The sequence below is a fragment of the Micromonospora sp. NPDC050417 genome, from assembly GCF_044458865.1.
In the GTDB taxonomy this organism is placed as follows: Bacteria; Actinomycetota; Actinomycetes; order Mycobacteriales; family Micromonosporaceae; genus Micromonospora_G.
In genome coordinates this window covers 61,982-88,743 of the sequence record NZ_JBITIH010000002.1, presented here as the reverse complement: position 1 = coordinate 88,743, position 26,762 = coordinate 61,982, and the positions used below count along the sequence as shown (strand labels likewise).

The 26,762-nt window shown below is 70.0% G+C and carries 21 protein-coding genes, 1 tRNA gene and 1 riboswitch; of the genes, 13 read left to right on the top strand and 9 right to left on the bottom strand.

Translation table 11 applies throughout. The features are described from left to right. Nucleotides 1-5 precede the first annotated feature (5 nt). Together ACIBF5_RS02990 and ACIBF5_RS02985 are read left to right on the top strand one after the other, a co-directional pair. Entirely contained in the window at nt 6-536 is a 531-nt protein-coding gene (locus tag ACIBF5_RS02990) for a peptidylprolyl isomerase (protein WP_396807514.1), read from the top strand. 92 nt (nt 537-628) lie between these two features. Further along, the gene (locus tag ACIBF5_RS02985; protein WP_396807512.1) at nt 629-1,543 is read left to right on the top strand and encodes a rhomboid family intramembrane serine protease; all 915 of its coding nucleotides are present in this window, start codon (nt 629-631) and stop codon (nt 1,541-1,543) included. Nucleotides 1,544-1,553: 10 nt separating this feature from the next. On the opposite strand, the gene ACIBF5_RS02980 is transcribed toward ACIBF5_RS02985, so the two are convergent. After that, the gene (locus tag ACIBF5_RS02980; RefSeq protein WP_396807510.1) at nt 1,554-2,027 is read right to left on the bottom strand and encodes a PH domain-containing protein; all 474 of its coding nucleotides are present in this window, start codon (nt 2,025-2,027) and stop codon (nt 1,554-1,556) included. A gap of 84 nt (nt 2,028-2,111) precedes the next feature. Between ACIBF5_RS02980 and ACIBF5_RS02975 the strand changes: the two genes are divergently transcribed. Both ACIBF5_RS02975 and ACIBF5_RS02970 read left to right on the top strand, forming a co-directional pair. Then, nucleotides 2,112-3,308, top strand: a complete 1,197-nt coding sequence (locus tag ACIBF5_RS02975; protein ID WP_396807508.1) for a thiolase family protein — start codon at nt 2,112-2,114, stop codon at nt 3,306-3,308. A gap of 121 nt (nt 3,309-3,429) precedes the next feature. Next, a complete protein-coding gene (locus ACIBF5_RS02970; RefSeq protein ID WP_396807506.1) occupies nt 3,430-3,927 on the top strand; it encodes a hypothetical protein in 498 nt (165 codons plus the stop codon). A 289-nt stretch (nt 3,928-4,216) separates the two neighbouring features. On the opposite strand, the gene ACIBF5_RS02965 is transcribed toward ACIBF5_RS02970, so the two are convergent. Beyond that, a complete protein-coding gene (locus ACIBF5_RS02965) occupies nt 4,217-6,298 on the bottom strand; it encodes a hypothetical protein (RefSeq protein WP_396807504.1) in 2,082 nt (693 codons plus the stop codon). Nucleotides 6,299-6,419: 121 nt separating this feature from the next. On the opposite strand from ACIBF5_RS02965, the gene ACIBF5_RS02960 reads away from it, so the two are divergent. Together ACIBF5_RS02960 and soxR are read left to right on the top strand one after the other, a co-directional pair. Beyond that, nucleotides 6,420-7,127: a glycosyltransferase family 2 protein gene (locus ACIBF5_RS02960; RefSeq protein WP_396807502.1), complete on the top strand. Its 708-nt coding sequence runs from the start codon at nt 6,420-6,422 to the stop codon at nt 7,125-7,127. 124 nt (nt 7,128-7,251) lie between these two features. After that, complete coding sequence (gene soxR, locus ACIBF5_RS02955; protein WP_396807501.1) at nt 7,252-7,713, top strand: redox-sensitive transcriptional activator SoxR; 462 nt, start codon at nt 7,252-7,254, stop codon at nt 7,711-7,713. 8 nt (nt 7,714-7,721) lie between these two features. Here the strand turns inward: soxR and ACIBF5_RS02950 are convergent, their stop codons facing one another. Next, a complete protein-coding gene (locus ACIBF5_RS02950; protein ID WP_396807499.1) occupies nt 7,722-8,699 on the bottom strand; it encodes an NAD(P)H-quinone oxidoreductase in 978 nt (325 codons plus the stop codon). 160 nt (nt 8,700-8,859) lie between these two features. Between ACIBF5_RS02950 and ACIBF5_RS02945 the strand changes: the two genes are divergently transcribed. Continuing rightward, a tRNA-Ser gene (locus tag ACIBF5_RS02945) sits at nt 8,860-8,950 on the top strand. A 535-nt stretch (nt 8,951-9,485) separates the two neighbouring features. After that, a complete protein-coding gene (locus ACIBF5_RS02940) occupies nt 9,486-13,742 on the top strand; it encodes a hypothetical protein (RefSeq protein WP_396807497.1) in 4,257 nt (1,418 codons plus the stop codon). Nucleotides 13,743-13,781: 39 nt separating this feature from the next. Here the strand turns inward: ACIBF5_RS02940 and ACIBF5_RS02935 are convergent, their stop codons facing one another. Both ACIBF5_RS02935 and ACIBF5_RS02930 read right to left on the bottom strand, forming a co-directional pair. Continuing rightward, complete coding sequence (locus ACIBF5_RS02935; RefSeq protein WP_396807495.1) at nt 13,782-14,459, bottom strand: response regulator transcription factor; 678 nt, start codon at nt 14,457-14,459, stop codon at nt 13,782-13,784. Nucleotides 14,460-14,792: 333 nt separating this feature from the next. Beyond that, complete coding sequence (locus ACIBF5_RS02930; protein ID WP_396807493.1) at nt 14,793-16,256, bottom strand: helix-turn-helix domain-containing protein; 1,464 nt, start codon at nt 16,254-16,256, stop codon at nt 14,793-14,795. Between the two features lie 346 nt (nt 16,257-16,602). On the opposite strand from ACIBF5_RS02930, the gene ACIBF5_RS02925 reads away from it, so the two are divergent. Further along, complete coding sequence (locus tag ACIBF5_RS02925; protein WP_396807492.1) at nt 16,603-17,793, top strand: serine hydrolase domain-containing protein; 1,191 nt, start codon at nt 16,603-16,605, stop codon at nt 17,791-17,793. 28 nt (nt 17,794-17,821) lie between these two features. On the opposite strand, the gene ACIBF5_RS02920 is transcribed toward ACIBF5_RS02925, so the two are convergent. Beyond that, nucleotides 17,822-18,049, bottom strand: coding sequence for a hypothetical protein (locus tag ACIBF5_RS02920; protein WP_396807490.1), 228 nt, complete (start codon nt 18,047-18,049; stop codon nt 17,822-17,824). 63 nt (nt 18,050-18,112) lie between these two features. On the opposite strand from ACIBF5_RS02920, the gene ACIBF5_RS02915 reads away from it, so the two are divergent. After that, entirely contained in the window at nt 18,113-18,292 is a 180-nt protein-coding gene (locus tag ACIBF5_RS02915; protein WP_396807488.1) for a hypothetical protein, read from the top strand. Here ACIBF5_RS02915 and ACIBF5_RS02910 read toward each other — a convergent pair. After that, nucleotides 18,280-19,104, bottom strand: a complete 825-nt coding sequence (locus ACIBF5_RS02910) for a C39 family peptidase (RefSeq protein ID WP_396807486.1) — start codon at nt 19,102-19,104, stop codon at nt 18,280-18,282. The two genes, ACIBF5_RS02915 and ACIBF5_RS02910, sit on opposite strands and share 13 nt — an antisense overlap. A gap of 413 nt (nt 19,105-19,517) precedes the next feature. Beyond that, a riboswitch (cyclic di-AMP (ydaO/yuaA leader) is annotated at nt 19,518-19,661 on the bottom strand. A gap of 805 nt (nt 19,662-20,466) precedes the next feature. Here ACIBF5_RS02910 and ACIBF5_RS02905 point away from each other — a divergent pair. Next, complete coding sequence (locus tag ACIBF5_RS02905) at nt 20,467-21,006, top strand: YbhB/YbcL family Raf kinase inhibitor-like protein (RefSeq protein ID WP_396807485.1); 540 nt, start codon at nt 20,467-20,469, stop codon at nt 21,004-21,006. Between the two features lie 84 nt (nt 21,007-21,090). On the opposite strand, the gene ACIBF5_RS02900 is transcribed toward ACIBF5_RS02905, so the two are convergent. Continuing rightward, a complete protein-coding gene (locus tag ACIBF5_RS02900; RefSeq protein ID WP_396807483.1) occupies nt 21,091-21,813 on the bottom strand; it encodes a class I SAM-dependent methyltransferase in 723 nt (240 codons plus the stop codon). 216 nt (nt 21,814-22,029) lie between these two features. On the opposite strand from ACIBF5_RS02900, the gene ACIBF5_RS02895 reads away from it, so the two are divergent. Beyond that, nucleotides 22,030-23,862, top strand: coding sequence for a hypothetical protein (locus ACIBF5_RS02895; RefSeq protein WP_396807482.1), 1,833 nt, complete (start codon nt 22,030-22,032; stop codon nt 23,860-23,862). Nucleotides 23,863-23,874: 12 nt separating this feature from the next. On the opposite strand, the gene ACIBF5_RS02890 is transcribed toward ACIBF5_RS02895, so the two are convergent. After that, a complete protein-coding gene (locus ACIBF5_RS02890; protein ID WP_396808253.1) occupies nt 23,875-24,657 on the bottom strand; it encodes a hypothetical protein in 783 nt (260 codons plus the stop codon). Nucleotides 24,658-25,118: 461 nt separating this feature from the next. On the opposite strand from ACIBF5_RS02890, the gene ACIBF5_RS02885 reads away from it, so the two are divergent. Continuing rightward, entirely contained in the window at nt 25,119-26,636 is a 1,518-nt protein-coding gene (locus ACIBF5_RS02885) for a peptide deformylase (protein WP_396807480.1), read from the top strand. Nucleotides 26,637-26,762: the final 126 nt, after the last annotated feature.

Below are 26,762 nucleotides of genomic sequence, written 5' to 3'. Positions count from 1 at the left end.
ACCCCGTGGCCGAGGCCATTTACGCCACCCTGCAGACCAACGCCGGCCCGATCCGGCTCGAACTTTTCCCGAACCACGCGCCGAAGACGGTGCGCAACTTCGTCGAGCTCGCCGAGGGCACGAAGGAGTACACCGACCCGCGCACCGGGCAGCCGGGCAGCGGGCCGTACTACGACGGCACCATCTCGCACCGGGTGATCAGCGGCTTCATGATCCAGATGGGCGACCCGACCGGCACCGGCCGTGGCGGCCCGGGCTACAACTTCGGTGACGAGTTCCACCCGGAGCTGCGGTTCGACCGTCCGTACCTGCTGGCGATGGCGAACGCCGGACCGGGCACCAACGGATCCCAGTTCTTCATCACGGTCGGCCCGACCCCGCACCTGAACAACCGCCACACCATCTTCGGCCAGGTGGCCGACGAGGACTCGGCCAAGGTCGTCGACTCGATCGCGAACACCGCGACCGGCCCCGGCGACCGCCCGGTGCAGGACGTCGTGATCGAGCGGGTCGAGATCGAGCGTATCGGCGCCTGACCGACCGCCGAGGTAACCTTTGCCTGCATGAGCGGAAGCACCATGAGTGCAGCGAGGTGGCGGGCGTTGACGGAGTGCAGTGAGGTGGCCGCGTGAGCGAGTCGCCCCCGACGACCCCGGTCTGCTACCGCCACCCGGGTCGTGAGACCTGGGTCCGCTGTACCCGGTGTGACCGGCCCATCTGCCCCGACTGCATGCGCGAGGCATCGGTGGGGCACCAGTGCCCCGAGTGTGTGTCGGAGGGCCGACGCAGCGTGCGGCCGGCGCGTACCGCCTTCGGTGGCGGTGCCGCCGGCCGAGCTGGGTACGTCACCAGGACCCTGATCGGCATCAACGTGCTGGTGATGCTGATCTCGGTCGCCCTGGCCGGCGGCGGCAACTCGCTGGCCGGCGGTTCCGGTCTCGGTGGCCTCCTCGGCGGCGGCACTCCGCTCACCCGGTGGGGCTCGGTGCTGGGCTACGCGCCGTACGTCAACTTCGGCCCCGTGCACGGGGTGGCGGCGGGCGAGTACTACCGCCTCTTCACGGCCATGTTCCTGCACTACGGCATCGTTCACCTGCTGCTGAACATGTGGGCGCTCTGGATGCTCGGCCGGACCCTGGAGGCGACCCTCGGACCACTGCGCTTCCTGGCGCTTTACCTGGTCGCGGGGCTCGGCGGAAACGTGGCCGCCTACCTCTTCTCGGCGCCGAACGCGCAGACGGTGGGGGCCTCGACCGCCATCTTCGGTCTCTTCGCGGCGCTCTTCATCATCATGCGACGGCTGGGTCGGGACACCTCGGCGGTGGTGCCCGTCCTCGTGGTCAACCTGGTCTTCACCTTCGCCGTGCCGGGCATCTCGATCGCCGGTCACCTCGGCGGGCTGGTCCTCGGTGCCCTGATGGCACTGGTGCTCGCCTACGCCCCCCGGATGCGGCGTTCGGTCTTCCAGTCCGCCGGCACCGCGGTGCTGCTGGTCGCGCTGATCGGATTGACCGTGCTCCGGACGGCACTGCTGATCGGCTGAGCCCGGCCGGTCAGCCCTGCTCGGGTCGGGGGTCGGCACGGAACCGGGCCGCGCGCAGCGCCTCGGCCACCTCGCCCGGATCGGCGTCGAGGTCGTACCGGCTGAAGAAGTGCAGCGAGTCGCCCGCGTCGAGTTCCAGGATCGCCGTACGCAGACCGAAACGCGGCCGGTCGTCCACGGCGATCCGCTCGATCTCCGCCCAGTCGAGGTGCCGCCGACCGGCGAAACCCCGGACCACGGTCACGCCGGTCGGGTCGAGCGCGAGCCGGACCGGGGCGACGAGGTCGCGCACCGCCCAGCCGAGCAGTCCGGCGGCGGCGAGCACGGTCGCACCGATCGGAACCGGGTCGCCACCGCCGAGCAGCAGACCCAGCCCGACCAGGACCACCGCGCCGACGACCTTGACCGCCGGCAGGGCCGGCCGGACCCGCCAGCGGGCCGGGCTGACGTCCGGGTCGGGCTGCGCGCTCTGCTCGGGGTGCACCGGTCCAGGATGCCAGCCCGGACCATCGGGGCGCCCAGGACGCCCGCGTACGATCGAGGCAGGCTAAGTTACCGGGGAGTTCAGATGAGAGACGCGGTCATCGTCGGAGCGGTACGCACCCCGGTCGGGCGCCGCCGCGGTGGTCTCGCCTCGGTGCACCCGGTCGACCTCTCCGCGCACGTGCTGCGCGCCCTGGCCGAACGGACCGGACTCGATCCGGCCGACGTGGACGACGTGATCTGGGGTTGCGTCTCGCAGGTCGGCGAGCAGTCGTGGAACGTCGGGCGCAACGCCGTACTCGGGGCCGGCTGGCCGGAGTCGGTGCCCGGCACCACGCTCGACCGGCAGTGCGGCTCCAGCCAGCAGGCGTTGCACTTCGCCGCCGCGGCGGTCGTCTCCGGTCAGGCCGACCTGGTGGTGGCCGGCGGGGTGGAGTCGATGACCCGGGTGCCGATGGGCAGCAGCATCCAGGTGCGGGCCCTCGGTGACGGCACCGAGGGGCTGCCCTACGGCGACCAGGTCCGGGCCCGCTATCGGGGGGTGGAGGGCTTCGCCACAGACGAGCCGGTGCCGTTCAACCAGGGGGTCGGCGCAGAGCTGATGGCCGCCCGCTGGTCGCTGTCCCGCGCCCAGCTCGACGAGTTCGCGCTCGCCAGCCACGAGAAGGCCGCCGCCGCGCAGGACTCCGGCCTCTTCGATCCGGAGATCGCGCCGGTGCCGGTCGCCGAAGGGGTCAAGTTCGGGGCCGACGAAGGCATCCGCCGCGACACCACGCTTGCCCGGCTCGCCGAGCTGGCCACCCCGTTCCGGGCTGACGGTGTGGTGACCGCCGGCTCGGCGTCACAGATCTCCGACGGCGCCGCCGCGCTCGCGGTGACCAGTTCGGACTGGGCCCGCCGGCACGGGTTGCTCCCGCTGGCCCGGATCCACACTGCGGTGGTCGCCGCCGACGACCCGGTGATCATGTTGACCGGCCCCATCCCGGCCACCGCCAAGGCGCTGCGCCGGGCCGGTCTGGGCATCGAGGAGATCGGGGTTTACGAGGTCAACGAGGCGTTCGCTCCGGTGCCGCTGGCCTGGCTGGCCGAGACCGAGGCGGACCCGGACCGGCTCAACCCGCGCGGCGGCGCGATCGCCCTCGGGCACCCGCTCGGCGGCTCCGGTGCCCGGATCATGACCACGATGCTCCAGCACATGCGGGACAACGGCATCCGGTACGGCCTCCAGGCGATGTGCGAGGGCGGCGGCATGGCCAACGCCACCATCGTCGAACTGCTCTAGGGAGGACCGGTTACCCGGCGTGACGGTCGAGCGTGGACTTGCCGCCGTGGAACTTCTGTAATTTCATATTCATCCATACGTACGCCGCGTCAGATTGCGTTGACGCTTCGTTGAGTACCGCATGGACCTCTTCTTCCGAACGTTCCTGCCAGCCGCGGCGGAGGCGGGGCTGGCCGCACCGATCATGAGTCGGCACCTGCCGATTCTGCGGCAGTGCGTAGCCGCCGACGACGCCACCGTCCTGGTCGCCCGCTGCACCCGACCGGACGCGCCGGTGCCCGGCAACTACCTGCTCCTGCTCACCAGTCGCCGGCTGGTGGTGACCCAGCAGAGCCGCCTCCTGCAGCGGCTCAGCCTGCACCTCAACACCGAACTCCGGCATCTCAACAACATCACCTGGGCGCCGGACCCCCGACTTCCCGCGCTGGAACTGGCCGCGACCGCGGTCGACGGCGTCCGTGAGCGTTACCTGCTCCGGGTCGGCCGCCGCCAGCCGGTGGCGCAGCTCGACGCCCTGCTCAACCATGCCTTCCACGGCGGCGGCGACGCCGGGCAATCGGTGGCGACGAACACCAGGCAAGCCCGACTGACCACGTTCAGCCCCGCCGTGGCGATCTGAAACCGAGGTAAGGAAGGGCCCCTTGTTATCGCTATTCGTTGTACAGGGGCCCCCTGATAACCGCGCGGAAGGCTCGGCGCTCACCTGGTCCGGGTACGCCTGCGGAATCTGCCCTGGGTGAGTGGGCGGTCGGGCTCATCCGGCTGGTGACTCCTCCGGTGGTTCTTCGAACCGGAAACGGAGGAGGAACCGGAGAGATCGCGGGCCGCCGTGTTGGCGGTGCTCCCTGGTGCACCGCTGTTAGGAAGGGACCCTTCCTATACAGAAAGCGATAACAAGGGGCCCTTCCTTACCCCGGAGGGGGGAGGGCGACCCCGACGTAGCCGTGGAACTCGATCCGCCAGCCGTGCGGGACCAGGCGGGCGCAGACGGCCTGGTCACCGGTGCAGACGATTGCGTCCATTGTGGTCGGATCGGCGGGCGGGTGTTTGGGCAGCACGGATTGCAGCGACAGGATCTCCCGGCCGCTGGGGCCGCCGTACGGGCCGTCCCGCAGTAGCAGCCACCACGGGTACTCCCAGTTGTCGTTCTGCTGGACCAGGCCGATCCGTCGGGCGCCGCTGGCCCGTACCTGCTCGGCGGCCCAGCGGAACTCCGGCGCCCACTGGGGACGGCGTAGGAAGCGGGTGTCCCAGTCCGAGGTGGTGAAGACGGAGCCGGCGCCGACGAGTCGGCGGGGGAAGCCGTACGAGACGGCGAGCAGACCGGCCAGCGCGGAGCCGGCGAGCAGGGCGACCGTCACCGTCATCGCGAGTGAACGGCGTCCGGTCCCGTTGCCCCTGCCGGTACGTCGACGCAACAGCGCGTCGAGCCAGATGCCGGCCAGCGGTACGGCCAGCACGAGCGCGTAGAGCAGCAGCCGGTTCCCCCAGGGCTGCCATTTGATCATGGCGGTGTGGGCCAGCAGGGTCACCGCGACCGTTGCCGCGTACGCGCGCACCGGGCCAGGGTGCGCCGGTGCGAGCCGACCGGGGCGCAGCAGCGCGAAGAGTACGCCGAGCAGCGCCAACGTTCCGGCGATCGGGAACGCGACCCGGTCCTCGTCGGGGTACCAGGACTGGACCGGGAACCGGGTCTGGCCGAACGTGGTGGCCCGGTCCTGTGGGTCGACCCCGATCAGCCCTGCTGTTGCCACGACCGCCTCGGCGGGCGCGGTGCCGACCACGCCGACCGGGGTGCCGTCCAGCGCGCTCAGCGGGGTGTCGAGGGCGGTCTGGCCGATCCGGAGTGCGTTGATCAGGATCGAGCCCGGGTCGTGTCGCTGCATCGGGATCGATTCGCGCAACCGGGGTGGTCCGAGTGGGTTGCCGAACTCGGCGGTCACCCTGGCCAGGAAGGGTCCGGTGACGACCGCGGCGACCAGCAGGATGACGACCGAGGCGAGGCCGGTGCGCGAGACGGCACGCAGCCGATGGCCGGTGGCGGGGCTGGTGGGGGAGCCGGTCCAGCCGAGTCGGAGTTGGGCGAGGCCCCAGAGGAGGAGCAGTGGGCCGGCGCCGAGCAGCCCGCTGGTCTTGGTGACCGCGATCAGGCCGGTGGCCGTACCGAGCGCGAGTGCCGAGCCGGCGGTCGCCCGCCGGTGCAGTCCGTCCAGGACCAGGGTCGCCAGGCAGGCCACCCAGGCCGCGGTGACCAGGTCGGTCTGCGTGCTGGTGGCCTGGAGTACGACCATCGGAGTGGTTCCGACCAGGAAAGCGGTGATCAGTTGGGCCCGCCGGCCGCCGCCGAGTTGGGCGGTGATCCGGGCGGCCAGCAGCAGGCAGCCCACTCCGGCGGCCCACTGGACCAGGTTGTGGAGCCCGTCCCCGCCGGTGAAGAGGCGCAGGTGCAGCAGCAGGTACTCGGCGCCGGGCGGGATGGTGACCTGGCGGTGGATGGCGGTGGGCCAGAACTCCAGCGAGCCCTGGGCCACCCAGTGTTCGATCTTCGGCAGGTGGTACGTCTGCGAGTCGAAGTTGTTCGGCTCGGCCAGGATCGCCACCAGCAGCTCGACCAGGACCAGCCCGGTCACCGAGCCGGCCAGCAGGCGTTCGCCCCGAGTCGCCGTACGCCAGCGGGCGCGGGTCCGACCGACGGCCGCTGCCCAGCCGCGCGCCGGTCGGGGATCGTGCCGGCGGCGCCAGGCTGCCAGGGCGAGTGACAGCAGTAGGAAAATCAGCCAGGCCACCGCGATGGCGGGCAACTTCAGGGCGCCGAACGCACCGAGTAGTTCGACGGTCAGCACCGCGTACGCGCCGGTTGCCAGGGCGGCCCGGACGGCGGCCAACCGGTGTGGGTTGACGATGCTGGCGTCGCCTGGGCGACCCGCGTAGAGCAGGAGGAGGTACCCGAGGGTCGGGAGCACCAGGAGCGCGGATGCGGGAGCCGGCATGGCGGGAAGTAAACACCACCCTGGCCGTTGGTCCGAGCTTGCCGCACCTGCGCCGGGCTCTGTCGGAAACCCAGACCAGCTAGGCTAAGGCCGATTCGTCGTCCGCACCGTGGAGATTCCCGTGAAGCTTTCGATCCTCATGCCGGTCTACAACGAGGAAGAACGCATCGCGGATGCCCTCAAACAGGCACTTGCGGTCGACTACCCGTGTGAAATCGAGCTGCTCGTGGTGGACGACGGCAGCCGTGACGGCACCGCCGAGATCCTTGGCCGGGCCGACGACAGCCGGCTGCGGGTGATCACCCACCCGCGCAACGCGGGCAAGGGTGCCGCCATCAGGACCGCTGTCGGGCATGCCGAGGGCGAGTACATGGTGATGCTCGACGCCGATCTTGAATACGACCCGCAGGACATCCCGAAGCTGCTCGATCCCGTGCTGGACGGTCGGGCCACGGTGGTGTACGGAAATCGGACATTTGGCAGCCACAGTGCCTACAGCTTTTGGTACGTAATGGGCAACAAGGCCGTTACTACCGCCGCCAATGTCCTTTTCAACTCGTACATCGGCGATCTTGAAACCTGCTTCAAGCTGCTTCCGGTCGCGCTGTACCGCTCCCTCGATGTGCGCTCGCGTGGCTTCGGCATGGAGGCCGAGGTCACCGGCAAGCTGCTCCGCCGCAAGATCCGGCCGTACGAGGTGCCGATCAGCTACCGCGCCCGTGGCCGCGAGGAGGGCAAGAAGATCACCTGGAAGGACGGCGTCGAGGCGATCTGGATCCTCGGTCGTGAACGCGCCCGGCGGCGCGACGTCACCCCGGGCGCCCGCTGACCGATGCCCCCGGCGGCAGGTGGGGCGGGTCGGCTTCACTCCCTGCGGGGATCGACGTCGTTGTCGCTGGATACTGCTGCGGCTAGCCTCGACATGAAGTTGACTTCAAGTCGAGGAGGGCGGCGTGCAGGAAGGGCTCACCATCGGCGAACTCGCCGCCCGATCCGGGGTGGCGCCGTCGGCACTGCGCTACTACGAGCGGCTCGGTCTGGTCCGCGCCGCTCGTACCGGCGGCAACCAGCGCCGGTACGAGCGCGGCGAACTGCGGCGGGTCGCCTTCATCCGCATCTCCCAGCAGGTCGGCATCTCCCTCGACGAGATTCGCTCCGCGCTGGACTCGCTGCCGGATTCGCGTACGCCGACCACCTCGGACTGGACCCGTCTCTCCGCGAGCTGGCAGGGGCGCCTCGACGAGCGCATCCGGATGCTCACCAAGCTCCGTGACGACCTCACCGGCTGCATCGGTTGCGGCTGCCTGTCGTTGCAGCGCTGCGCCCTCTACAACCCGGGCGACCAGTTGGCCGCCCAGGGCCCCGGCGCCCGGCTGATGCTCACCAACGCGAGCGCCGACACCAACGGGGCGTAGGGCGGCGGTTACTCCATGGTCAGCAGCACCTTGCCGAGGTGGTTGCTCTCCTCCAGGATCCGGTGCGCCTGCGCCGCCTCGCTCACCGGGAGCCGGCGGTCCACCACCGGGCGGATCGCACCCGACTCCACCAGCGGCCAGACCTCCTCACGAACCCCCCGTACGATGGCGGCCTTGTCCTCCTTCGAGCGGGCCCGGAGGGTGGTGCCGATGACGCTGCCCCGCTTCGCCATCAGCGAGTTCAGGTTGAGTTCTCCCTTCCGCCCGCCCTGCAACCCGATCACGACGATCCGGCCGTCGGTGGCGAGCGCCTGTACGTTCCGGCTGAGGTAGGAGCCGCCCATGATGTCCAGGATCACGTCGGCGCCGTGCCCGTCGGTCAGGGTCCTGACCTCCTCGACGAAGTCCTGGGTGCGGTAGCAGACCACGTGCGTAGCGCCCAGTCCGCGCAACTGCTCGTGCTTGCTGGCCCGGGCGGTGGCGATCACGTTGGCGCCGAGCGCGACGCCGAACTGGATCGCGAAGGTGCCGATGCCGCTGCCGCCGCCGTGCACCAGCAGCGTCTCACCCGCGCCCAGTCGGGCCACCCGCACCAGGTTCGACCAGACCGTGCACGCGACCTCGGGCAGGCAGGCCGCCTCGACCAGATCGACGGAGGCCGGCACCGGCAGCAACTGCCCGGCTGGGACCGCGACCCGCTGCGCGTACCCACCACCGGTGAGCAGGGCACAGACCTCCTGACCGACCTGCCACCCGGTGACGTCGGGGGCGATCGCGCTGATCACGCCGGAGCATTCCAACCCGGGGTACGGGGACGCGCCCTTCGGCGGCGCGTAGTTCCCCTGTCGTTGCAACACGTCGGCGCGGTTCACAGCGGTGGCGCGTACGTCAACCAACACCTCACCCGGGCCCAGCTCGGGATCGGGCACATCGGCCCAGACGAGTGCCTCAGGCCCACCCGGTTCCGGAACAGTGATCGCCATCATGGGGTCCAGTCTGGCGGAATCGGTCGGCGTGCGCAGGCCCGGACAAAGCTGGCCGGCAGTGGTCTCCACGAGGTCTGGACCGATCTGGCAGACTGCACGCAAGCGCATGCTTCCCTCGGGTGGCTGCGTGTCGCGGGGCGCCACGGCGGTTCCGCGGCAAGGAGGGCTCGCCTAGTGGCCGATGGCGGCGGCCTTGAAAGCCGCTGAGGCGGTTCCCGTCTCCGTGGGTTCGAATCCCACGCCCTCCGCCAGTGCTCCCCCAGCGTCTGGCACCACCGCTGTGGCGGCCGGGCCGCAGGTGAGGCAGAGGCCGTGCCGGTGACAGGGGATGGCAGGACAAGGGTTCGTGGGCTAACCCACCCGGGTCGAGCCAATTACCACCGGTGACCGCGGGTACCGGCTGACCGGGCGTCGAGTGGTGCCCGACGCTAAGATCAATGACGTGCTGGTGCGAACCCAGAAGACCGGAATCTGGGAACCGGTACGCAACGCCCCGAAGGGTGGCGAAGCACCGTCGGCGCCGGCCGAGTTCCGCGCTGAGCTGCCCTTTCGGGCAGGACCCGAGGGCAACGGGTTGCGGCCGGTCGAGGTGAAGGGCGACCCGACAGAGGTCGTCAGAAGCAGCGGGTCGGTGATGGACCGGGCACGACCGTCCGGAAGCCGAGCGGCAGGAGTGGTCCGAGCGAGGCCCAGACACCTGGGCCGGCCGGTACCCGTAGCAGCGCAGGGATGCCCCGGACCGGTGACGAACCGGATGGAGTGGAAACGGACCCGAGGGTGCCCGACGTGAAGGACCACGACTCGCCGGTTGAGGGACCAGCGAACGCCGACCGCCGCCTTGTGGACGCCGGTGGACCGGCGGTGCCACCGCAGTACCAGCCGCCGATCCAGCCGGACGGGCGAGCCCCCGCAACCTCCGGCGACACGCGACCCCCGTACAACGGGCCGCAGAGCGGTGGGTTTTCCTGGCAGGGCGCTGCTCCGAGTTCGTGGCAGCTCAACGTCAACGCATGGGCGGGACGGGGAGCCGCGGGTGCGTTCTCGCCGTCGCCGTATTCCGGCTACGCCGTGCCGGCCTCGGGGCCGGGCCCGGTCTGGGTGTCGTGGGCGATGCGGGCGGCCCTGGAGAGTTTGTCCCGGCGCGATTCCGACTCGGGCCAGCCGGACTGCAGTCTGCGGGTACGAACCGTGCTGGACCGGTTGGGTGCCGGGGTGGGGGTCAGGCACGACCGGTCCGCCCAGCGTGACACCGAGACGATCGGCGGCCAACTCGGCGGGCGTTTCCGCGATTCCGAGTTGGGCCGGTTGGCCGACCTGCGGCCGGGCGCGGTGACCGCGGCGTGGATCAACCTGCCGAACGAGCCCACACACCTGGTGCTGGTCGAGCGACGCCGGGACGGCCGGTACGTGCTGGTCGAAACCCAGCTCCGCAACCAGGGCGTGCTCAGCGAGTTCGAGCTGGGCGGTTGGTCGGGGGACGGGCCGCCTCTGACGGTGTTCACCGGGCCGGTGCGGTTGGTGTTCGACGACAACGGTCAGCTGGGCCAGTTCCATCTGCCGGACGCGCTTGAGGGCCGGGAGCGGGCGGCTGCCCGGCCAGCCGATGCCTGGTTCGACGGCGTGTTGAAACAACCCCAGGTCAGGGACTTCATCCAGTTCTTCGGCCTCACCGAGCCGGCCGGATCGGTGCTTTCCAAACCGCTGCCGAGTTCGGAGGAGTCGGTCGGTTGGCGTTTCTTCGAGTTCCTCCGGCACGCGCTGGCGGCACGCCCGGACGAGCTGCTCGATCCACGTTTCATCGAGCTCCTTCGGTACGCGCTGGCGGAGCGGATGGACGGGGTCGACCGAACTCCGCAGGACCGCTTCGTCGGACTCCTCGGCCTGCTGTGGAACATCCGAGCCGAGCTCGGTGCCGACCGCCGGTGGCTGTCGGACGGCTTGCGCGGGGTAATCGAGACCCTCGTCGCCGGTAATCCGGACCTCGCCCAGGCAGGTCGCATCGACGAGCTGGTCAGCCACCCGGCCGTGCACGCCCTCGGCGGGCTCCTCGGTGACGCGCTGGACGACGTTGGGCTCGTTACCCATAACCCGCCGCCGACTCGCACCGGTGGGTCGACAAGTGGACCGCGCGTACCGACAGCCGAAGAGGTATCGCAGGGTCTCCAGGTGGCGCAGACCAGCCTGATGCGTCTCTCCGTTCCGTTCTACGAGACGGAGACCAGTTACGCCGTGCGGCAGCGGTTCGAGCTAGCCCTCAACGAGGCATACAACCTGATGGAGCAGGCGGGTGGCAGGTTCGCCACCGGCAGGTTCGCCGCCTTGCATGATCCGATCCGCGAGGCGTGGCGCACCCTCCAGTTGCTGCGCGGCGAGGCGTACGCGCAGACCGGGGCTGGCCATTGGCAAGACTCGCCTCCTGCCGCCGGTGCCACTCCCGCGCTGGCGCCGCCGTCGGCTTCGGCTCCCTGGCCTCCTTCGGCTCCCTGGCCTCCTTCGGGTACGGCGACCGAGGCTGCGCGGTGGGAGCCGGGGCCGGCGGCCGAGACGAACACGGCCCCGGTTGCCCCGGCGGTGGAAACCGGCCGTACGAGTGGGCGGTGGCTGGGTCGGTTCCGGTCTCCGGTGGCTCGGCTGTTCCACCTGATGGTGCCGAGGCGGGCGACCGACGCGGCGGTCGAGGGGGATCGGGAGCCGTTGTTCCCGGAGAACCCGGAGCGGTTCGAGGCTCCGGTCGCCCAGACCGTGACCGTCCACGACGACGACGACGACGAGGTTCTGCTGTCGTCCGACAACCCGAACCCGGATGTGGAGAGCCCGGCGACGCCCCTGGACGCGACAGGTTGGCGACTGCCCGCCCCCCTGTCGCCATCCAACGACTGGTCCGGCGACGTGTTCCAGGGCCACTACCGGGTCCAGGCCCTGGACGCCGATGAGGACGCCGACCCGGTGCCCGTGGTGCACCACCCGCAGGTCAACGGCGCGCACGACCAGCAGCCGCGTACCGCTGCTCCTGTTGCCGCCTCCGAGCCGGTCATCCCGACCAGCCCGGCAGGGCGACCGCTGCCGTCGGCTCCTGTGTCGTCGGCCGCCTCCGTGTCCCAGGAGGAAGGCCCCCGACAGGACCCGCCGACAACGGACGCCGGCCCGCGACCGGATTCCGGAGAGGGACGCACCGCGCGGGGTGAGGCCGACGGTCCGCGACGGCAGCAGCCAGCACAGCCGACGCAGACAGCACCGCCGGCTGTGGAGTCGCGGGGGCCGTCCGCTGCCGTTCACCATCCGCAGCTACCGGTCGCGGGGGCTGTCACCCGGGCGTCGAGCGGCCGGTGGTTCGCCGACGGTGAGGCGATCGTGCTGCGTCGGCTTCGTGGCAGTCGCGGCGGCTGGACGCTCCTCACCGACCAGGACCGGGATGCGGTACAGCAGCGCCAGCTGGCCGACCCGGGTGGAGGGACCCTGGTGCTGGTACACCCGGACGGCCCGAACGTACGGGTCCCGATCCGCTCCAGGGGTGGTAGGAGCGGTGAGGTCGGCCTGACCCCGCAGCAACTTGCGGAGATTCTGCGGGACACGCTCCGCGCGACACCGGTCGCGCTGCTCTCCTGCACGGCCGGTGCGCTGGCGACCGGGTTCGCGCGGGACCTCGCAGTCGCGCTTGGCCGGGACGTGTTGGCCCCACAGGCCGACCTCTTTGCCGGGACCGAAGGGCCGGAGTCGGCCACGTCGCCGACCAATAGGGGTGCCGCCTGGCTGCGGCACGTCCCGGATGGCTCGACGTGGGAGGTGGTCGACAACGAGGCCACCGGTAGGGCTTGGGCCTTCGACGGATTCCGTGCCGACAACCTCGCTACCGCCGTCGTGCGGAACAAGGTTCAGCCGCCGGCTGCTTCCCGTCCGGACCCCGCAGAAGCCAAGGGGCCGGTGGCTCCCCCTGTTCCGGTGGGCGACGACCTCGATCTGACCCGCGCTGCGGCCAGGGACCACCACCAACACCGTGTGCAGGTGCCTGCGGTAGCCCAACCGCGTGCCAAGGGCGTGATGACGGAGGAGGAGATCCACCGTGCTCGTGCCCGTTGGCCGGACGGGTCCGACTGGGACCACCTGCTGGTCGCCGCCGCACCCGCCGGATACCGCGTCTATTCGCCCTATCCGTCGGACGGGCGGCAACATCGCGGCCTGATCTACGTGGAGCAGCTCGGATGGCGGGTGCCGGTGGAGGCCGGTCGGATCCAGCCGCTGCCCACCATCGCCACCCTTGTCGTGGCGGTGTCACCGAATCTCGCGCCCGATGCCGTCGCGGACGTGCTCGCGGACGTGGTCAATCGGGTTTACGCCATTGCGCCAGCGCCACTGCTGCGGGTCCTCGTTTCCGGCGCCGCAGGCGAGAACAGGGTGCTTTCCCGACTCGCCGATCAGCTGCCCGGCCCGGTCGAGATACTCGGACCGCTTGGCGAATGGGCCGTCCGTACCGACGGGACCCTGATCGATCCGACCGAATCGGCACCGGGCTGGGGTCTCTACCAGACCGGGAACGCCCCCGAGGTCGTGCGCGGACTAGCGGCCGAGGTACGTGGGGCAGACGGGGCGGCGCGCCCGGTGCCGCAGGGCACCGCACAGGAGCGACTCGCCCAGTGGGTGGCCCGGATCATGCAGACCGCCGGCGGGCGAGCGGGCGAACCGTTCGTCCGGCTGCATCGCGCGTTCTACGGTGGCGTCGTCGAGGCCCGGACCATGGCCGAGTTCGCGGACGCGACCGGCGCCCGGTGGACGGACGCCGAGCTCGACACTGTCGTCCGGAACGTGATTCGGCTCGGGCCGGGAAGCAGCGCGTCGGTGGAGCTGAGCGACCGGTTCGGCAATCCCGCACCCGTCGGCGTCGTCCGGAACGAGGAAGGGAGCCTTTTCTGGATCGATCTGCCCGCCGGCAGGGTCACACCGTTGCCCACCGACTCGGCCCTGGCCGGCACGGGGCGGGTCATCCTGCGTGACCCGTTCGGACGGCAGGTCGAGGGCGAGGTACGGCCGTTCGACGGGGCGAGTTGAGCCCTGGCAGGCTGTCGCGGCGGTCGCCCCGTGGCCCGGTCAGCCCGCCGTGACGTACCCCAGTTCGATTGCCCGGCGGGTGAGCTCGGCCTTGTTGCCGGCGTTTAGTTTGGTGCGGATCCGCTTGACGTAGGTGCTGACCGTCGACTCGGTGAGCCCCATCCGCCGACTTATCTGCCCATGGGTCAGGCCCTTGGCGACCCACTGCAGGGTCTCGATCTCGCGGCTGGCGAGTTGGGGCAGCCGGCCGGTCGGTTCGGGCGCGGTCTGTTTGACCAGATGTCCGAGGAGGACGGCGCAGACGTGCAGGCCGCCCTGACGGGTCGTCTCGACCGCGAGCAGCAACTCCTTGGTGTCGGATTCCCTGGTCAGGAAGGCGTGTGTGCCGCCCTGTATGGCGACTGGCAGGTTCGGCGGGTCCTCCGGCCGGCACAGGGCGATGGCGCGACTGCCCCGAGGCAGCAGCGCCCAGAAGCTCGCGCCGAGTCGTGCACTGCGGTGTCCGTACAGGTCGAGGACGACCAGCGCGGGCGGGTCGTCGTGGAGCGGCAACGCGGTGACGGAGTCGACGTCGTACCGGACCGTCACCCCCGGCGCGTCGGCGAGCACGTGCGCGAGGCCACTGCGGATGATCGGGTTGCCCGAAACGACGGCGAGCCGGAGTGGAGCGGCATCCTCCGAGGTGCCGGCGTACGGCGAATCGTCAGCGATATTCATGGATATGCCCCCCCGGGCAGACTTCTTCGGCTTGCGCCGCCCCCGTTACCACCCACCGGCGCCCACCGGTGGGGGCGACGACGAGCGATCGGGGCCCCGAAACGACGTCCCTGTCCATGCAACGTCCTTTGGTGGGAGCCGCCCAGGCGAGATCCCCCTCGGAACTGGCGAATCCGCCGAATCTGCCGCCAATTCCGCCAGTTTCCGCCGCGTCGGGGTCATCACTCAACGGGTCGCGGGCGAAACAGTGACCAGTAAAAGTTCCGGACCCTCACCAGCTGACCGAGCATCTCTCGCCGCTGAATGACGGGTAGCGAACCCCGGCCGAACCGCTTATGCGCCGAACTGGTCCGACGACGCAGGCAAGGGAAAAAGTAACAGGTGAAAGAGTGTCGCCGCCGAGCTGAGTCCCGGCCCGGCCAACTGCGCGGCCAGTCGGGCGATGATGTGCACCGGCTCCTGTGCGTAGAGCATCTCCTGGGCAAGCAGGCGCAGCGGATCGTGCAGCTGGTAGCGGGACGCCGACCAGGCCGAGGTGATCATGCTGGCGTCGACGAGTTCCTCAAGCACCAGTTCCGCGTTGTTCTGGTCCGACTCCATGAGCATCGCCGCCACCGCCACCGACGCGATTCCGCCGGGGGCCAGGGCCAACCGTCGGAACAGGCGCTGGGCGGTGAGACTCAGCTGTCGGTAGGACATCTCCAGGACGGGACGTACCGCGAGGTCACCGGCGACCAGCCGGGACAGTCGGCAGCGGTCGTCGGCGAGGCGCCTGGCGAGGTCGCCTACCGACCACTGCGGGCGGACGGCCAACCGGTTGCCGGCGATCCGCAGCGTGAGCGGCAGGTAACCGCAGAGCCGGGCGACCTCGGCCGCCTCGCTTCGCTGGGCTGCCACGCGGTTGGGGCCGGCGATGAGGCCCAGCAGCATGATTGATTCCGACAGGTCGAGACTTCCGACCGAGATCCGGCAACCGGCGTCCAGGCCAGCCAGCGTACGTCGGCTGGTGACGACGACCATCGACCGTTCGCTGTCGGTCAGCAGCGGCCGTACCTGCGCCTCGTCCGCGGCGTTGTCGAGTACAAAGAGCATCGCCTGGTCCCGGGTCAACGCCCGGAACAGTGCGGTGCGCTGCTCAGCCGAGGGGGGCAGTTGCGCCTCCGGCACGTCGAGATTGCGCAGCAGCAGGCCCAGCACCTCGTTGCAGTCCCGCCGCTGCGGAGCGAGCCCGTGCAGGTCCACGAAGATCTGGCCGTCCGGGAACCGCTCGGCGAGACGGTGACCGGCGTGGACCGCGAAACAGGTCTTGCCCGCACCCGGCGGACCGTAGACGACAACTGGACGAGTGCTCCGGCGCGTACCGTCTTCGGAGCCGCCGACATAGTCGGACAACCGGTCCCACTCGGTGTGGCGCCCCGTGAAGTCGCCGAGGTCAGGCGGGAGGCTCCAGGCGATGACGCGGCCGGGTGAAGCGGGGCGGGGCGGCGGTCCCTGAGTGCGACGGGCCGCGGCGCGGAACGCCTCGCGCTCCGTGCCCTGCAGGTTCAGGGCGTTCACCAGGGCGTCGACGGTCCGCCGGTGGGGCCGGGTGATGCGGTCGCGTTCGAGGTCACCGACCGTACGCACACCGAGGCCGGAGCGGAGGCAGAGCTCTTCCTGGGTGAGACCGGTGCGCCGCCGTGTCTCACGGAGCAGTTCACCGAGACTGACCGGGTGTCGTGGCGTACCCGGCTCCCGCATGAATTGCCATCGACTGGAGGGGCCGCCCTCGGCGCGTCGGGGCGCGGACTCCGTCACCGTCGTGTGCCGTCTCTGTCGGTAGTTTCTCGGACAAACAATCCTAGTCCCGACCTTGATCAGTCGCTCAAGGTGTCTGCTGGCAGCACGTCGAGCCGGCCGTGGCCTTCAACGTTGCGAACACCGCCATGATTCCGCCCGGGTACGACGAGACCGAACGCCTCCCCGTCGGTTACTCGGCGGGGTCGGGCTGGTTCGTCACGGTGAGCTCCATCGACACGGTCGACAGATGTGTCAGACGTGCTGACTGTCGGTGTGGGGGGCAAGAATGAGCCACAGTGCATGTCGATCTGTCGAACCACGGTTCGACCCATCGCCGGGACCGTACGTATCGGAGGTTGCGAGGATGACACGCGAACTGACGCAGGCCGGGGTCGACCGGCTGCACGACGCGATGGCCGCCCGGGTCGACCGGGGTGAGCTGCCTGGTCTGGTCACGGTCCTGGCCAAGGAAGATGACGTCCGGGTCGACACGATCGGCTTCACCGCCTTCGACGACGGCGGGCCGATGTGTCGCGACACCATCTTCCGGATCGCGTCGCTGACCAAACCGGTCCTCGCCGCCGCGACGATGATGCTGATCGAGGATGGTCGGCTGAGCCTGGACGAGCCGGTGGACCGGCTCCTGCCGGAGCTGGCCGGACGTCGGGTGCTCAAGCGGATCGACGGCCCGCTCGACGAGACCGTGCCGGCCGAGCGTCCGATCACGGTCGAGGATCTGCTGACCTTCCGCATGGGGTTCGGTGCCATCCTCGAACCGAGCTTCGACCCGCCGTTTCCGATCATCAAGGCGGCCCACGAGCTGAACCTGGTGTTGGGACATCCCGATCCGCGTACGCCGCACGAGCCGGATGAGTGGATCAAGCGGTTCGGCACCCTGCCGCTGATGTGTCAGCCGGGTGCGCGCTGGCAGTACAACGTCGGCTCGTTGGTGCTGGGTGTGCTGGTCGGGCGGGCCGCCGGCCAGTCACTGGGGGATTTCTTTCGGGCCCGGATCTTCGATCCGCTCGGCATGACCGAGACCGGATTCTGGCTGCCGGCCGCCTACACCCGTCGGCTGCCCAGCCACTACGCGACCGACTTCCAGACCGGCAAGCTGGAACGGCGTACGCTCTCCGCCCCGAGCGAGTGGGCCAGCCCGCCGGCTTTCCCCTCCGGCTCCGGTGGGCTGCTGTCGACCGCCGACGACTTCCTGACCTTTGCCCGGTTGCTGCTGCACAAGGGTGTGCACCAGGGTGAGCGACTGCTGTCGGCGGAGTCGGTGGAGCTGATGACCTCCAACCACCTGACCCGGGAGCAGATTGCCGGCGGCGGGGTCCTGCTCGCCGGTCGCGGTTGGGGCCTGGGCATGGCGGTCGCGGTCGAGCCCGACGACGTCTCCCCCGTGCCGGGCCGGTACGGCTGGGACGGTGGCTACGGCACCTCCTGGTTCAACGACCCCCACCAGGGGCTGGTCGCCATCGCCCTGACCCAGACCACGGATTTCCTGTTCAACGGCGCCGCGGACGAGTTCGCGAAGCTCGCGGTCGAGGCATAGGCGGTTTGGTCCGCGCCGTGCGTACTTCTCATCCCAGCGACTTCAGATCCGGCGGCACGGGCGCGGCGAGCGGATAGTCCGGCTCACGACCGGCCCGTACCTCGATCGCCCAGGCCAGTTGGGCGCAGCCGTCCGGGGTGCAGCAGGCGCAGGTGCCGGGGGCGTAGGAGGTGCCCCGGTCCTCGTGCTGGGCGATGGTCATCGCGGCGGCCTCCCAGATCCCGGCCCGGGTCAGCGGCTCGTCGACGCGGCTCATGGAGCTGACACCTGACGTGGCATAGCCAACACCTGAACCCTCCGTTCGGCGCACCGGCGCACGGTGACCGACTCGTCTGTCTTCGCCTGGTCGGCGTGGGCCGTGGTCACGACAGTGTCAACGCACGCATCCGTGGATGGTTGTGGCAACGCGCTCACCGGCCTGCTGGTACGGATGGCCCAGGGCGCCGACCGGAACCGGTCGACGCCCTGGGCCGAGGGGAGGGCGGGTCAGGCTGAGTAGCCCCGGGTGGCCATCCAGTTGGCCAGGTCAATGGTGGTCATCCAGTAGGAGCTGACCCCGTTGACGAACGCCGGGTCGGCGATCTGGACGGTCCGACCGTTGTCGCGGTAGCCGACCACGGTCAGGTAGTGACCCCCGTCGTACGCGTGCCAGCCGCCGTCGGTGTCCGTTGCCGAGCCGACGATGTTCGCCACGACCGCGTACCCGTTGCTGATCGCGTGTACGACGTCAGCCTGGAGCTGGTCCATCTGGGCCGGGGACGGCGCGCCGGGGATGAAGGTGCTCCGGTAGAAGTCGGTCTTGGCGAGCTGGTTCAGGCCACGGGTGGTGTCGTCGGCCGAGTTGGTGCCGTTTCCGGTGGTTCCCAGAGCGGCAGCCACCTCGTCCTGGCTCGGTGACCGGTCGCGGGCGGTCAGGGCGATCCGGGTGGCCGCCGGCCCGCAGTACCAACCGTTGATCTGCGCCTCGTACTCGTAGTCGAGCACCTTCGACGCGGGCGGCGCCTTCTTGGCCGGCTTGGCCGGGGCCTTGGTGGTGGCCGGCGGGGTCGACGGCGCGGCGCTGGGCGTCGCCGAGGTCGCGGTTGGTGCCGGGGTTTCCGGGGCGGGGGCGATCTCGCCGGCGGCCTGGCCGCCGATCTTCTCGGCGACGGCGACCGTCGACGGGTTCTCCGCCTGGACCGGTCCGTGGCTCTGGGCGAGCAGGATGCCGGTGGTGAGGCCCACCGCGAGGACCGCGGCGGAGACGACGCTGGCCCGGTATGGGCTGGCGGTCACGATGCGACGCAGTCGCAGTTGCTGACGATGCTTCATTTGAATTTCCTCCGCAGATGTGCCGATCTGCGATCGGGGGCACATGTTTCGGGATGGCGTTGTGTCTCTGCCGGGGCCAATCGCGTGACGAGTGCGCGCAAAGGGTCCGGCGGCAGTAGCCGCCAGCCCGGTGGGCCGGATCAGGATGTGTTGATCCGCCACCACAGATGCGGTGGAATGCGTTACCGGATAACAGAGCACGACAAATGAATGCCGTACGTTTCCGTATCACCTACCGGTCACGCGCGTACTCGCGTCACCGACCGTGCGCGTTGCTCGCGTCGACGGTCGTACGCCTGCGCCCTAGTGATCCAGCGTGGTGGGCCGCGTGTCGGTGCGGGCGGACCAGGGCAGGTGTCGGGGGACGTGGCCGAGGGAGGGGCCACGGCAGATACTGCGCTGCACGGAGCATGTTCTCCTTCCGATACCGCCTACCGGGTTAGCTGACGGGTTCGGGCGGGAAGCTCGCCCTACCACGAACCAATGGTTCGCGGATTCACCCCATGACTACTGTGGGTCCCCGGCTCGTAACAATTACGACTCAGCGGGTCCGTTCCGGTGTCACCCGCGGTGACTAATGGCCGGACCAGACGGGCTGACGTTACTGGGCCGCATCTGCTCCTGCCAACCCCACTTGGCCTGCAAAAACCGTGACCCATGCCGCTGTCGCGACCAATCCATGACTCTCGTTTCATGATCACGGAAAGTATTTGTTGCCTCGGTGAGTGGTTTTGCTGCGGTGGCCGTGCCTCCTTGCCTACGCGAGGCAATGGATGTCGCATTTGCGAATCCACCGGCTCCGCCCGCGCACGCTCGACCTCGGCTGAACACTGGCTGGAAGCAATTCGGCCGGTTTTCCCCGTGCTCTCGGCCGACCGTGCCGCCCGGTGTCGTCCGATCGGCCCGGTCCGTGCGCCGCCAGGCCCCATCCAGACCCGGCGGCGAATCGTTCCTGACGCCGGCGGCTGCCGGACTCCGGGTCGCCGGGTGCAGGCTGCCGGTCGAGAACAGGGCCGGGTGGAGGAGCCGCGACCTTCCCCGCGCGACGCCGTGGACCGACAGGCTCACCGTGGCGTCGTCCAGGAAAGACCGGTACACGTCTGTGGTGGCTGTCGAGAATGACGTCGACAATTGGCTGCGGCTGTCACGGGTTCGGGGCACCGTGAATGGCCTCCCTAATTCCTCGGCCGACCGTTCTTCGAAGCCGTCGGATCCGGTTCTCGGGCGGCCGGGTTCTGCTCCTGTCAGGCTGGCACGTGGCCGGTACGCCCGGCGGGCCATCTTTCACCCACCGGCAGCGGTAGGTCGGCCGGGACAGGGTAGAAAGACTCCGAGTCACCCGATCTCTGGAAGGACTTCCTGATGAGCCTCGACCGACCGATTCCGCCGGATCCGTACGACCTGCTGCCGCAGGTACCGGCGTTCACCGTGACGAGCGACGACGTGCGTGACGGCGAGCCGTTGGACGCGGAGTTCGCGCACACCAGCGTCGGCGGCAACGACCAGTCGCCCCAATTGACCTGGTCCGGATTCCCGGCGGAGACCCGCAGCTTCGTGGTCACCTGCTACGACCCCGACGCGCCCACCACCAGCGGGTTCTGGCACTGGGTCCTGGTCAACATCCCGGCGTCGGTCACCCAGTTGCCCCGGGGCGCGGGCAAGGCCGGGACCGCCGAGGGTGGGGCGTTCGCGGTACGCAACGACTACGGCACCCAGGCGTACGGTGGGGCCGCGCCGCCGGCCGGCGACCATCCGCACCGGTATCTCTTCGCGGTGCACGCCCTGGATGTGGAGAAGCTCGACCTCACGCCGGACGTCAGCCCGGCCTACGTCGGCTTCAACCTCACCTTCCACACTCTGGCCCGGGCCGTGATCCGGCCGACGTTCCAGGTCAAGGGCTGAGCGGGAAACAGTGACGAGTGAGCGGCCGACACCGGGGACGGGTACCTGCTGGCGTCGGTGTCGGCCGCTGCGCTCCGGTCAGCCCTACGGCGTGCCGGGCACCCGGGCGACAGCGAAGACCGACTGCCCGAACGGCGGCCGGACCAACTGCTCGGCGGCCTTGGTCACCGGCAGCACCAGGCTGTCGTAGACCTTGACCATCGGTCCTTCCTTCGGCATCAGCCGGAACACGTTGGTGGCCATGTAGTAGCCGATCAGACCGAGCGCGTTCGCGTAGTGCAACCGTTCCACGGTCAGGCCCGCCTCGGTCAGCGCGGCCCGCATCGTCTTCTTCGTGTAGCGCCGGACGTGGCCGGTGGCGATGTCCGCCGGACCGAGTGCGAACTGGAACGCCGGCACGATCAGGACGACCGCCCCGCCCGGACGGACCAGGTCACGCATGGCGCGCAGGGCGCCGACGTGGTCCACGATGTGCTCCAGCACGTTGTACGAGACGGCCGCGCTGTAGTCACCGCGTTCCGGCTCCGGCTGGGGGAGAAGCATCTGCCGTACCTCGACGTTGGACTCGCCGGAAAGCCGGTCCTTCAGGGCGACCAGCCGGTCCGGGTCGGCCTCGGTGGCGGTGAACCGCGGCACGTGCGGCGCCCACTCGAGTACATAGTCACCGAGCCCGCTGCCGATCTCGATCGGGTTCTCACCCAGATACGGGATCGCCAGCTCAACGAACCATCGGCGGTGGTTCACGGCGGTCGCGAGACCCTCGAGTACCTCGGATTGAACCCGTTGATCCCCAGTGATTTCTGCCATGCGTCGATTCCTCACGATCTGAAACTCGACCTGCACCCTGGACCGACAGAGTGAACCATCTACGACGACCGTAGGGAAATTGAGGCATCGGCGTGGCACGAACGGATTGTTCTGTAGATCCGTCCCGTCCAGCTTCCGGACGTTCAGGCATGGAAGACACGGATGCCAGCGATCACGCCCTGGTTTCCGCTAGTCTTCGCTACCCTCCGAACAGACATGACTACCTCTCAGTCGGACACCTCTGATCTACCGAAGGAGCCCGTCCCGGAAGCGACACCCGCACCCCAGGCACCGCGCCGTCTTCGGCGCGGTCTCCTGCCGGATGTCGCCGCCGTGCTGAGCTACTTCGGACTGAGCGGTTGGATCACCTCCGGGCTCTGGCTCCGGCCCGGCGCAGGGGTTCGCGAGAACGAGGCCGACCAGGCGTTCTTCGAGTGGATGCTGGCGCACGGCGCAAGGGTGATCAGCACGGGGGCGTACCCGTTCGTCTCCTACCGGATGAACGTGCCAGAGGGCCTGAACATCATGGCGAACACCTCCGTGCTGGGGGTCTCGATCCCACTGGCCCCAATCACCCTCCTGTGCGGACCCTCGGTCGCGTTCAACGTCTTCCTCACCGGGGCGCTGGTCGCGACCGGCATCACCTGGTACCTGTTCCTCTCCCGACACCTGATCCGCCACCGAGGCGCGGCCTGGGTCGGTGCCCTGTTCTGCGCGTACGCCCCGGCCATGGTGGCGCACGCGAACGGGCACCCGAACATCGTCGGGCAGTTCCTCGTACCGTTGATCATCTGGCGGGTGCTCCGGTTGGCGGAGCCCGGCCGTTGGCGCCGCAACGGCCTGCTGCTGGGGATGCTGATCGTGTGGCAGGGCTTCATCAACCTGGAGATCCTGCTGATGACCGCAGTGGGGATCGGGATCGTCCTGGCGGTCGTCGTCGCCCGGCACCCCGAAGCGCGGCGGGTGGCCGGTACGTTCCTGGCCGGGCTCGGACTCGCCGGCGGGGTGGCGCTGCTGCTGCTCGGCTACCCGCTCTACGTGCAGCTCTTCGGGCCACAGGCATACTCCGGGCTGTCCCGGTCGATCCGCGCGTACGGGGCCGACCTCGCCTCGTTCGTCACGTTTCCCGGACAGTCGCTGGCCGGCGACCGGGCAACCACCGCGCCGCTCGCGCAGAACCCCAGCGAGCAGAACGCCTTCTTCGGCTGGCCGCTGGTTGTCCTGGCGGTGGCCCTGGTCTGGTGGCTGCGCCGCCGCGCGATCGTGCTCGGGCTGGCCGCCGCCGGGCTGCTCTTCGCCGTCATGTCGCTCGGTCCTCGGATCCACTGGCGCGGGCGGGACACCGGCATCCCGTCGGTGTGGGCGGTGCTTGAGGACGTTCCGCTGCTCGACTCGGCCGTACCGACCCGGTGGGCGCTGGCGATCGGCCCGGTCATCGGCCTGCTGCTCGCACTCGGCTGTGCCCGGGCAGCCGAGTTGTCCCGTACGCACCCGGCGGCGACCGGTCCGGTCCGGTTCGTCACCGTGACCGTCCTGGTGATGGCGTTGTTGCCGATCGCGCCGTTGCCGATCCCGGTCGAACGACTTCCGGCGACCCCGTCGTTCATCACCGACGGCGGCTGGCGGCCGTACGTCACCGGTGGCCGGAGTGTCGTCGCGTTGCCGTTGCCGGCGTCGACCTACCCGGACCCGCTCCGCTGGGCCGCGCAGACCCGCCTGGACCTACCACTGGCCCGGGGTTACTTCCTCGGCCCGGACACCCGGCCAGGGCGGCCCGAGGGTCGGGTCGCGCTCTTCTCCGCACCCCCGACGCCCACCAGCCGTTTCTTCGACGCGATCCACCGGACCGGGACGCTGCCCCCGGTGGACCAGCGGCGGCGTACGGACGCGGTGCGTGACCTGCGCTCGTGGCGGGCCGGGGTGGTGGTTCTCGCCCCGCAGGAGCGGGCCGACGCACTCCGGGCGGGCATGATCGCGCTGACCGGGATCCAGCCGACCCTGATCGGCGGGGTCTGGGTCTGGGACGTCCGGGCACTCCTGCGTGGCTGACCGCGCGCCAGGTCAGTTGGAGCGGATGCAGCAGCCCTTGCAGACACGCGGCTGCGGCAGTGTGAAAGCCAGGCAGCAGGTCTTGCGCTGCACGGTCGGCTCACCGTCCGGGCCGGGGACCAGTTCGATCAGGTCGGCGAGGTCGAGCGCGGTGAGCAGCGTCCCGACGTTCTCGGTGGCGGTGCCGGGTAGTCCGTCGGCAGCCCGCAGGATGCCGTACGCGACGCCGGAGGCGACCGAACCGAGCAGCGTACGGGCGCCGACCCGGACCTGGGTGTGGATCGCGTCGAGCAGCGGGGCCAGGTGTTCGTCGAGCATCGATCCGCGCAGCGCGGCGAGGAGTTCGGCCTCGTTCGAGAGGACCCGTACCTCCGGGCGCCCGGCGACCGCCAGCGGATCGCTGGGGAGCACCGCGATCGTGGTGGAGGGGCGCAGTCCCAGGGTCAGCGTGGCCCGGTCGGTGTCCACCCGGACCAGTACGTCGGACGCCCGCACCAGGGGCACCCGGCGGGCCGAGGCCCAGCCGACCACCGTGGGCAGGGCCAACCAGTAGGTGTACGCCTTCCAGAACAGTGCGGCGGCGGCGTGCGGGGTGGACTGCCAGGAGCGCTGTGCGGCGGTGAGGATCTCCGGCAGGCGATTTCCGTTGATCAGTTCGGTGGCGGGTAGCCAGCCCTGTTCGTCCTCGACGAGTACGCCGGGTGCCAGCCCCGGCAGGTCGTCGGTGCCGAACATCTTGCGCAGAGTCGCGTTCACGGGTGCGAGCGGGGCGGCTGCCTGCGCCCGTCCGGTGATGACGGCGGTCACCGAGTGTGACCGATCTTGCGCGCCCCGATGGAGTTCGGGGTTCCGTCCGTGACTGTCCGGATCGAGATGGTGACCAGGTCAACGAGGGCGAGCGGCCGGCTTGGCCGTCGTTTCATCGCTGTCACCGCACCCGCCCTTCGGTCACCGTACCGGTCGCCACGTTAGCACTAAGGGAAGCCTAACCACAGCCGGCGCGAGCTGGAGTCGTTTGTCGCGATCGGTTGTCGAGATCACGCAACGTCGTACGCGGGCGGGTACCCGACCGGCCGCGGCGTTAACCGTCAGTCATCGTCGCGAGGGCTCAACCGGCGGTCTGAGCAGGGATTACGAGGTCCGCAAGGATCGATGATGATGAAAGAATTGTCAAGCCAAATGTCGTTAACGCGGCACTCCTGCCCGCTTGGGTGAGTCGGCCAGCAGACTGGGATTCCCGGCCCCTGAGGAACCCGATGACCACCTCGCCCATCGAGCGGGCTGCCGACTCGTTCGCGGCCGAACTCTCCAAACGGCGGGTCGAGCGGGGCATGACCAAGAAGCAGCTCGCCGCCCGCATGGGGTTCGACCCCTCATATGTCAGCCACGTCGAAGGCCGGCGCCACCGGCCCACCGAAGACTTCGCCCGCCGCGCCGAGGCCGTCCTCAGCGCGTCCGGCGCCATCTGGCAACGGTTCCAGGAGTACGACGAACTCCGGCACGCCCGGTCGAACCTGGTCGCGCACCGGGACCCGCCCGTACCCGAGCAGTGGTTTCCCCCGGGAACCGGGCTCATCGTCGAGCAGGAATCCGCCACCCTCACCTACCAGGACAACGCCTACCGGTGCGTGATCCGCCGTGCGCTCTACAACGCCGGCACCGAACCGGTCACCCGTTACCTGGCCCGGATCGCCGTGGACCGCTACCCGAGCGACCCCGGCCGCTCCAACCGGCACCACCGGGACCACCCGCTCACCTTCGCCGAGCTGGACCTCCAGGCGTTCTGTGGTGAACAGGAGAACCCCGAGCCGATGGACTGGCGCAAGAAGCACGACCGGGATGCGTTCAAGGAGGTCTGGCTCCTCTTCGAGAACGCCAACGGCCGCTTCCCGCTCTACCCCGGCGAGCGGGTCACCATCGAGTACGCCTACACCGTCGGCGAGGAGAAATGGGGCCACTGGTTCCAGCGCGCCGTACGCCTGCCGACCCGGCACCTCGCCGTCCGGCTCAACCTGCCGCTCAGCCTGGACCCGCAGGTGTGGGGGGTGGAGACCACCCTCTCGGCCGAGGAAGGTCCGCTGCGTACGCCACTCCTCCGGCAGGACGCCGACGGTCGGGCGATCTTCGACTGGTCGACCGAGGAACCGCCGCTCAATGCCCGGTACCGGCTGGAGTGGCGCTACCGGAGCCAGCCCGCGACGGCCGGGGCCGAGCCTGAACTCCGCGCCAGCGACCGGATGCGCGCCGCCGGCATCGTCCAGCGTGGCGCCGCCATGCTGCGCCAACCGGCCCGCCTCTTCCAACTGCCGCAGGACGAGGCGACCGCCCGGGACGTGCTGTTCCAGTTGCGTGCGGCGCTGAACCGGCTGGACGAACTGCACCCGTTCAGCAAGGGGGTCGGTCTGGCCGCGCCGCAGCTCGGCATCCCCTGGGCGGCGGCGGTGGTCCGGCCACCGGATCGGGACGCCGAGCCGGTCGTACTGCTGAACCCACGGGTGGTCGACTCCGCCCGCGACACCGACGAGCAGTACGAGGGCTGCCTCTCCTTCTTCGACCAGCGCGGCCTGGTGGCCCGCCCACTCCGGATCGATGTCGAGCACGCTCGGTGGGACGGCGGCCGAGCGATCACCTCGTTCGAGTTCGCCATGGCCCGCCTGGTGGCACACGAGATCGATCACCTGGAGGGCCGGCTCTACATCGACCGGATGGACCCGAACATCCCCCTCGTCCCCGTCGAGGAATACCGGGAGACCGGCACCCCCTGGCGGTACTGACCCCTCGGAAGCTCACCCCGGAAATGGGGGGGCCGGGGGTGGGGGGGGGGGGGCGGGGGGCGGGGCCCCGGCGGGGGGGGGGGGGGGGGGGGGGGGGGGGGGGGGGGGGGGGGGGGGGGGCGCCGG